We start from the raw sequence: 7845 nt of genomic DNA on the forward strand, positions 1-7845 counted from the left end.
TTTCAATTTAATAAATAGATCTATATAATCCAATAACTTTTCCTAAAATTTCAACATCTTTAACATTTATTGAATACATAGATGAGTTTGATGGTCTCAATTCAATGTGGTCAGAATGTCGATAAAATCTTTTGACCGTGGCTGATTCATCCATAAGAGCCACAACAATATCACCATTGTTAGCTGTACATTGTTTACGAACAATTAATTTATCGCCATTTAATATTCCATCTTCAATCATAGATTCACCCTGAACTTTTAAAATAAAAACTACTCCCTGAGATGTATATTCTATTGGAAGAGGGAAAGTATCTTCAATATTCTCAATAGCAAGTATTGGCAATCCAGCTTGAACTTTACCAATAATAGGAACATCGATAGTTTCTTTTTTTATTTCATTTTCTTCTTCTTCATAAGCACTATCTATAATTTCCAAAGCTCTGTTTTTTAAAGGGTCTCTTCTAATATATCCTCGCATTTCTAACTTTAGAATATTATTATGCACAGTTGAGGTCGAATTTATATTTAAACTCTCGCAAATTTCTCTAATAGCTGGAGGATAGCCTTTGTAATCTATATACCTTTTTATAAACTTTAAAATTTCAATTTGTTTTGAAGTTAAATCCTCGTACATTAATATTCTCCTTTTCTTTTCTTAATAAAATTATATCATATATTTTAATAAATTGAAACATTTGTTTTCTTTTTACGTCGAACATAAAATCTTTTCTTGACATACAAGAACATATGTTGTAGAATATAACTATAGAACGAACGTTTGAATAATTTTATTCTTTTATGGAGGGAATATGAAAAATTATAAAATTGTTGATAAATCAAGATTCTGCTTGTTTATATTAACTCTATTATTAGTGTCATATTTAATGATATCTTTTATATTTACAAATTTAAGTTTAGGTAATTACGATGACACATCGTATAAGACATATTATTATGTCGTAAATAATTCAGACACATTATGGGATATTTCAGAACAATATAAGCCTGATAATATGAGTACAAGACAATTTATTAAATTAATAAAAGAATACAATAAGTTTATAGAAGGTAGTTCTATTAATGTAGGCGAACATTTGAACATACCTTTGATAAATAAATAATTTTACTGTTACACTCCTAATACTATCTTAATAACAGTAAAATTTGAGATCAGATAAAAATCTGATCTTTTTTTTGTAAAAAAGTAAGGGAAATATATGGAGCATTAAATTTATATAAACAAATAATCCTAAAGCACTTTGTAATATTAATATATTTAAAAATAATACGTATATAATTTTACATATAGTTATTCTTAAATTATTTATTTTTCGAATCTATTTTCATCTCATTTAGAGGATTTTTGTTTATTGCGTTGCGTAAGCTATTATTATCTACATGAGTGTATATTTGAGTTGTAGATACAGACTCATGTCCTAAAATTTCCTGCAATACTTTAATATCAACATTACCATACTGATACATAAGAGTAGCTGCAGTGTGGCGTAATTTGTGTACGCTATATAAGTTAGTGTCAAATCCAGCTACTTTGAGATAGTGTTCGATTCTGTATTGAATAGCACGATTACTCATTCTATTATGTTTTTTGCTTATAAAAAGGGCATCGTTGTCTATTTCAGGTCTATTTTTCATATATTTATCAATAGCATCTAGGCACATATCATTGAGGTAAACAGTACGTTCTTTATTTCCTTTACCAATAACCCTAAGGGTGTTTGTTTTAATATGATTAATATTAATTCCTGCTAATTCAGATAATCTCATACCACAGTTTAGGAATAAAACTGTAATGCAATAATCTCTAGTTCTTATTTCATCATCTTTTTCTCTTAGAATAACTTTTAGTAGATTCATAGATTCATCTAAAGTTAAATAAACAGGTTGTCTAATATTTTTCTTTGGAGAGTCTAATAGTTCAGCTGGATTAATTACGTCCAACTTACGAATGTTAATTAGATATTTGTAGAAAGTTCGTATACTTGAAGTTTTACGACTTCTAGTAGATGAACCATTAGAACGATTATGGTCTAAAAATCCCATAAAAGAGTGTAAATCAATCACATCAATATTTTCAAAAAAGTTTAAATCAATATTTGATGAATCGATATTTAAAACATCATTAAATGATTTTAATTTGATATTTTTCTTCCTAGAAATCAAAAATTTTAATAGCAAATTAATATCATAAGCATATTCTTTAACAGTATTAGAAGAACGACCTTTTATAGTTTCTAAATAATCGAGAAAATCTAACAGAATAACCGGATAATTGTTCATAGTACCTCCAAAATTTTTGTTTATCAATGTCACAAAATTATTATTTTGTGACATTGTTATTTTATCAAAAACATCCTCTATTGTCAAAAAAAATAGCAAAATTTTTTGCTATTTTTTTATAACTCATTTATGAATTTTTTTAAAATTGAAATTCCAAGCTTAATATCATCTATTTTTGTAGCGTAACTCATTCGAACGAAATTATCTTCACCGAATACAACTCCAGGTATCAATGCTACATTATAATAAGATAAAAGAAAATCACAAAAATCTAATGAGTTTTTGATAGTTGAATTAAAAAACTCATCTACTTTAATGAAAATATAAAAAGCTCCTTCTGGATATATATATTTTAAGTTCATATCATCTAATTTAGATGTTATATAATCTCTTCTTTTTTTAAATTCAATAATCATTTCATCGACTTCTTTTTTTTCATTTTTTAAAGCAGCTATACCGGCTACTTGGCTTATTGTATTGGCATTTGATGTAATGTGACCTTGAAGTCTTTTAATGAGAGCAGCAATTTCATTATTGCTACAAGAATAACCCAACCTGAATCCTGTCATGGCATAAGATTTAGAGAAACCATTTATTGTTATTGTTATATCGTTAATTTCGTCTGAAATTGATGCTATACTAACATAATCCACGTCATATGATAATCTTTCGTATATTTCATCTGAAATTATATAAATATTATTTTTTACAGCCCAATTGCCAATTTCTGTCAATTCATTTTTTGAATAAATAACACCAGTTGGATTAGAAGGATTATTTAATATTAAACATTTTGTTTTATCTGTTTTATATTTATCAAGTATCTTAACATCTATTTTATATGAATCATTATATGGCAATATCACAGGGGTACAATCCGTTATTTTACACATTTCAGGATAGCTTAACCAATATGGAGATGGTATTAATACGTCATCATTTCTATTAGTAATTGCAAACAATGAATTTACAATAGCTTGTTTTGCGCCTGTAGACACTACTATTGAATCCTTGGTACAGTTAATTTTATTAACATTTTTAAGTTTTTGACTTATTAATTCTCTAAGCTCAGATAAACCGCTGGTGTCTGTATATCTAACTATACTATTATCAAGAAAACTCATTGTTTCATTAATTATATATCGTGGCGTTTTAAAATCAGGTTCACCAACCGTAAAATTATAAATTCTACGTCCTTCTGATTTCATTCTGTTTATTTTTGCACTCAATTCTAAAGTTAGTGAAGGATTTATTCTATTCATTTTGTTTGATAACATAATTACTCCTTATTTCATGTAATGTGCTTATAGACTCAAAAATTTTTCGGTTGATAGAAAAATGACCAAGTAAATATTGATTGTTATATTTTTTTCCGTGGCAATCACTTCCAGCGGTGTAAAGCAATTTTTTATTAATTGCTAAATTAAGATATTTTATTATATCTGCAAAATTATGTTTTGAGTTTATAACTTCAATTCCATCAATTCCCATATCTATTATTTCATTTATTATTATATCATCATTTATTGTCACGGGATGCGCTAATATAGCAACACCAGAAGCTGATTTAATAGAGTCGATAATTTCTTTTATGGTAGTAAAATTCTTTTGGACATAGCATTTGCCATTTTCAGATAAATACTTTTTAAATGCTTCATTTTTAGTCTTGCAAATTTTTATATCTACCAAATATTGAGCTAAGTTACTCCTCGAAAATATTTTTTCCTTACTGTAATTTAAAACGGCATTTTTGTCTATTAATATTCCAAGTTTGAAAAATTTTTCTTTGAAAACATCGATTCTTTTTTGTCTATCTATTCTTGCCAAATCTACGAGATTATTTAAATTAGTATTAGAATTATCAACAAAATATCCTAGAATATGAATTTCTTTATTTTTATAACTAATTCCAAATTCGACAGACTTTATTATTTTAGAGTTATTAAATTTTAATTTGCTAACCAATACATCATGGTCGCTGATAGCAAAATTATCCAGATGGTATTTTTTTGAAATATTTATTATGTCTTCTATATTTAATATTCCGTCACTCTCTGTGGAATGAATATGCATATCAATCATAATTTTCTCCAAGTTTATTTACATATTAGAAGAAGGTCAACTAATGTTGACCTTCTAAGTTAATTCTTATTTAGCGTAATCTGATACCCTGTTTTCTCTGATAACATTAACTTTAATTTGTCCAGGATATTCTAATTCACTTTCAATTTTATGAGCTATGTCTTTTGCTAATATAACCATAGAACTTTCATCTATAACATCTGGTTTAACCATAATTCTTAATTCTCTACCAGCTTGAATTGCAAAAGAACTATCAATACCTTCAAATGAATTAGCAATTTCTTCAAGGTTCTCTAATCTTTGAATATAATTTTCCATTGATTCACGCCTTGCTCCAGGTCTTGCTGCTGATATAGCATCAGAAGCTTGTACTAAAATAGATTCAATGCATGTAGGTTCAACATCACCATGATGTGATTCTATACAATTTATTACCTCTTTTGGTTCTTTGAATCTTTTAGCAACATTTACTCCTAGTTCCACGTGTGGACCTTCGATTTCATGATCTATAGCTTTGCCTATATCATGAAGCAAACCTCCACGCTTTGCTAATTTCACGTTTACTCCTAACTCACTTGCAAGCATTCCAGCAATATTTGCTACTTCAATAGAATGTTTTAGAACATTTTGACCATAGCTTGTACGATAATGTAGTTTACCAAGAATTTTAATTAATTCTGGATGTAAACCATGAACATTAGTTTCATCACAAGCTTCTTCACCTTTTTCTCTTATAGTGTTTTCGACTTCTTTTTTAGCCTTTTCAACCATTTCCTCAATTCTTGTAGGATGAATTCGACCATCAACAATAAGTTTTTCTAAGGCGATTCTAGCAACTTCTCTTCTAACAGGATCAAATGCTGATAGTACAACTGCCTCAGGAGTATCATCAATTATTAAATCTACCCCAGTTAAAGTTTCAAAAGCCCTTATGTTTCTACCCTCACGTCCAATTATTCTACCTTTCATATCATCATTTGGCAAATTGACAACAGATACTGTAGATTCAGCAACTTGGTCGGCAGCATATCTTTGAATTGAAGTACTAATTATTTCTCTTGCAAATTTTTCAGATTCTTCCTTAGTCTTTGATTCTATTTCTTTAATAATAGCAGCTTGTTCACGTATTGTTTCACTTTTTACTTTGTCAAGGACAATATCTTTGGCCTCATCACTTGTTAAACCTGCAACTTTTTCCAATTCTAATTCTTTTTCTTCTATAATAGATTGGATTTGAAGTTGCATTTCGTCAGCTTTTTTTAATTCTGCATCTAATTTTTTGTGTTTTTTATCTAAAGATACACTTTTTCGCTCTAGATTTTCTTCTTTCGAGTTCAGTCTATCTTCTTGACGACTGATTTCTTTTAAACGTGATTTATTATCACGATCCAAATCACTCTTCATCTTGAAGATTTCATCCTTAGCCTCAACTAAAAGTTCTTTTTTTCTAGTTTCTGCGTCCTTATTAGCATCTTCGATTATTTTAACAGCATAATCTTCAGCACTCTTAATTTTTTTCTCTGCCAAGCTTTTTCTTAACACAAAACCTATAACAACTCCAAAAATCAAAGCCACTATGCAAATTATTAAAGATGTGGTGCTCATAAATACACCCCCTTTATTCAATTTTCAATATTCATTAAATAAATCTTTTGGATAAATTTACTATTCTAGTGTATTACAAATAGAGTTGTCTGTCAATATTTAAAAATATAATATAAATTTAAACAATATCTATTTTTGATGTATTATTTATATTTGTAATTCTGTAATTAATATCTCCAATTTCTGAAAGATGTGGATTATGAGATATCATTATTATTTGCTTGCTATATTCTGAACTAATTTCATTAATAAAATTTGCAACATTATGAATATAATCCTCACTTACGTGTTTACATGGCTCATCTAAAATTATTGTACTTGCTAATTTTTTTTCATATAGCATAATAAATGATATTCTCAAGGCTAAAGATACTATATCAACAACACCACCACCTCTTGCATCAACGATATCATATTTAAAAGGAACTACTTCTCCGTCAATATCAATATCCTCTTCAATAAAAAATTTTGCGGAAGGATTATTATTTTTTATAGTGATATCAATTTTAAAATTCATTTCTTTTTCAAAGATATAGCTTAAACATCTACTTACTAAATTTTCTATTTGGTTTTTAGCTTGTTCACGTGAATATTCAGAAGTCTTATCGTAAAGTAATTTAATAATTTGCAATTTTTCAATTTCTTTTTGTGTTTTATCAATTTGATTTTGTCGAAGTTTTATTTCTTTTATTATACTATTTTTCAAAGATATCTCAGTGTTATATTTAAGTTTCATATTATCTAGAGACTCTTTTATTAATTCTAAATTAGTTTGTGTCATTAGAAAGTAATTCCTCGGCTTTTTTTAAATCATTTTCTATTTCAGATTTTAATCTTTTTATTTCGGTTTCAAGATTTTCGGGTTCAATATTTAATTCTTTTAATTGATTAAGTAATTCTTCTTTTTGCTTTTCCAAATTTTCAAGAGCAATTTCAGCCCTATTTTTATCTTCTTTTGCTTTTTCTAGTTTTTCTTTTATTATATTAAATCTTTCATTCGTATTCATTATTTCTTTAATTCCTCCATAATTTTACTTATGTGTTCTTCATCAATTTCACTCAAACAAAATGGACATATCTTTTCTTTCAATAAGCACTGTTTATATTCTTTAATTAAATCATTTATGGAAAGTTGATGTTTTTTTATTAAGTCTGAAGTTTTATTGTATTCAATTTTTAGAAAATTATACTTATTATCAAGTTCAATAAGTTTTCTTAAAGTTAAAGAAAAATCATCTATTTTCTTTAAGTTGTTACTAACACTGTATACAAAGCGTTCTTTGCAGATTGTTTTATTAATTTGATTAATATCATTATTTAACGAACTTAAGGAACGATATAATGTAAATATCTCTAAAAACTTTTGCTTTTTTGAATCTATAGAATCAATAATCTTTGTTATTTCATTTATATTGTATATCTTGATTTTTAACTTATTTGAATAAATTGATTCACTTATTAATTTGTATTTTTCTCGGATTGTGATTAATTCGTTAAAACAATTAATAGAATTAGATATTTTATTTTTCAGAGCATAAATTGATTTTATATTTTTAAGTTCGTTCAATTTTGAATTATTATAATTATACTCTGATTCCAATTTTTTTTGTTTATCAAATATAGGACTTAGAAATTTTAAAGTAGTGATATTGTTAGAGAGTTTTTCAATTATTTTACTTAATGAATTTGTATCAGGAAGCTCTTTTAGAATACTATTGTTGTCTCGGATTTCTAATAAAATCTTTGAAAAAATTATAAACAACTCTTCGTATATAATAGATTTTTTATAATTAGAAGTTAATTTGTTAATTATTTCTTCGAGTTCATCTAGTGTATTGAATTTTTCAAGATATTTATGAC

The 7845-nt window shown here is 26.5% G+C and carries 9 protein-coding genes; 1 reads left to right on the forward strand and 8 read right to left on the reverse strand.

All coding sequences use genetic code 11. The annotated features are described in order from the left end of the window. Window positions 1-7: 7 nt before the first annotated feature. Window positions 8-634, reverse strand: coding sequence for a transcriptional repressor LexA (lexA, locus tag Q0X02_RS02045; RefSeq protein WP_297810803.1), 627 nt, complete (start codon window positions 632-634; stop codon window positions 8-10). A 250-nt stretch (window positions 635-884) separates the two neighbouring features. Here lexA and Q0X02_RS02050 point away from each other — a divergent pair, with 250 nt between their 5' ends. Then, complete coding sequence (locus Q0X02_RS02050; protein WP_297810806.1) at window positions 885-1121, forward strand: LysM peptidoglycan-binding domain-containing protein; 237 nt, start codon at window positions 885-887, stop codon at window positions 1119-1121. A gap of 199 nt (window positions 1122-1320) precedes the next feature. Here the strand turns inward: Q0X02_RS02050 and Q0X02_RS02055 are convergent, their stop codons facing one another. The 7 genes from Q0X02_RS02055 to Q0X02_RS02085 form a co-directional block, all read right to left on the reverse strand. After that, a complete protein-coding gene (locus Q0X02_RS02055) occupies window positions 1321-2298 on the reverse strand; it encodes a tyrosine recombinase XerC (protein WP_297810809.1) in 978 nt (325 codons plus the stop codon). A 116-nt stretch (window positions 2299-2414) separates the two neighbouring features. Continuing rightward, entirely contained in the window at window positions 2415-3575 is a 1161-nt protein-coding gene (locus tag Q0X02_RS02060; protein WP_297810812.1) for a pyridoxal phosphate-dependent aminotransferase, read from the reverse strand. Further along, window positions 3553-4380: a PHP domain-containing protein gene (locus Q0X02_RS02065; protein ID WP_297810815.1), complete on the reverse strand. Its 828-nt coding sequence runs from the start codon at window positions 4378-4380 to the stop codon at window positions 3553-3555. The genes Q0X02_RS02060 and Q0X02_RS02065 overlap by 23 nt, the downstream gene beginning before the upstream one ends. Before the next feature lie 66 nt (window positions 4381-4446). After that, window positions 4447-5985, reverse strand: a complete 1539-nt coding sequence (rny, locus tag Q0X02_RS02070) for a ribonuclease Y (RefSeq protein ID WP_297810817.1) — start codon at window positions 5983-5985, stop codon at window positions 4447-4449. Window positions 5986-6103: 118 nt separating this feature from the next. Next, entirely contained in the window at window positions 6104-6766 is a 663-nt protein-coding gene (locus Q0X02_RS02075) for a chromosome partitioning protein ParA (RefSeq protein WP_297810819.1), read from the reverse strand. Beyond that, a complete protein-coding gene (locus Q0X02_RS02080; RefSeq protein ID WP_297810822.1) occupies window positions 6753-6992 on the reverse strand; it encodes a hypothetical protein in 240 nt (79 codons plus the stop codon). Before Q0X02_RS02080 ends, Q0X02_RS02075 begins: the two co-directional genes overlap by 14 nt. Then, the coding region (locus Q0X02_RS02085) for a hypothetical protein (RefSeq protein ID WP_297810824.1) at window positions 6992-7845 on the reverse strand (854 nt) is incomplete at its 5' end. The genes Q0X02_RS02080 and Q0X02_RS02085, both read right to left, overlap by 1 nt.

The organism is uncultured Finegoldia sp. (assembly GCF_947252345.1).
In the GTDB taxonomy this organism is placed as follows: Bacteria; Bacillota; Clostridia; order Tissierellales; family Peptoniphilaceae; genus Finegoldia.

What these genes read in the sequence shown, in the direction of transcription:
- lexA (WP_297810803.1), bottom strand. Translation starts at nt 634, where the DNA reads ATGTACGAGGATTTAACTTCAAAACAAATTGAAATTTTAAAGTTTATA.
- Q0X02_RS02050 (WP_297810806.1), top strand. Translation starts at nt 885, where the DNA reads ATGATATCTTTTATATTTACAAATTTAAGTTTAGGTAATTACGATGAC.
- Q0X02_RS02055 (WP_297810809.1), bottom strand. Translation starts at nt 2,298, where the DNA reads ATGAACAATTATCCGGTTATTCTGTTAGATTTTCTCGATTATTTAGAA.
- Q0X02_RS02060 (WP_297810812.1), bottom strand. Translation starts at nt 3,575, where the DNA reads ATGTTATCAAACAAAATGAATAGAATAAATCCTTCACTAACTTTAGAA.
- Q0X02_RS02065 (WP_297810815.1), bottom strand. Translation starts at nt 4,380, where the DNA reads ATGATTGATATGCATATTCATTCCACAGAGAGTGACGGAATATTAAAT.
- rny (WP_297810817.1), bottom strand. Translation starts at nt 5,985, where the DNA reads ATGAGCACCACATCTTTAATAATTTGCATAGTGGCTTTGATTTTTGGA.
- Q0X02_RS02075 (WP_297810819.1), bottom strand. Translation starts at nt 6,766, where the DNA reads ATGACACAAACTAATTTAGAATTAATAAAAGAGTCTCTAGATAATATG.
- Q0X02_RS02080 (WP_297810822.1), bottom strand. Translation starts at nt 6,992, where the DNA reads ATGAATACGAATGAAAGATTTAATATAATAAAAGAAAAACTAGAAAAA.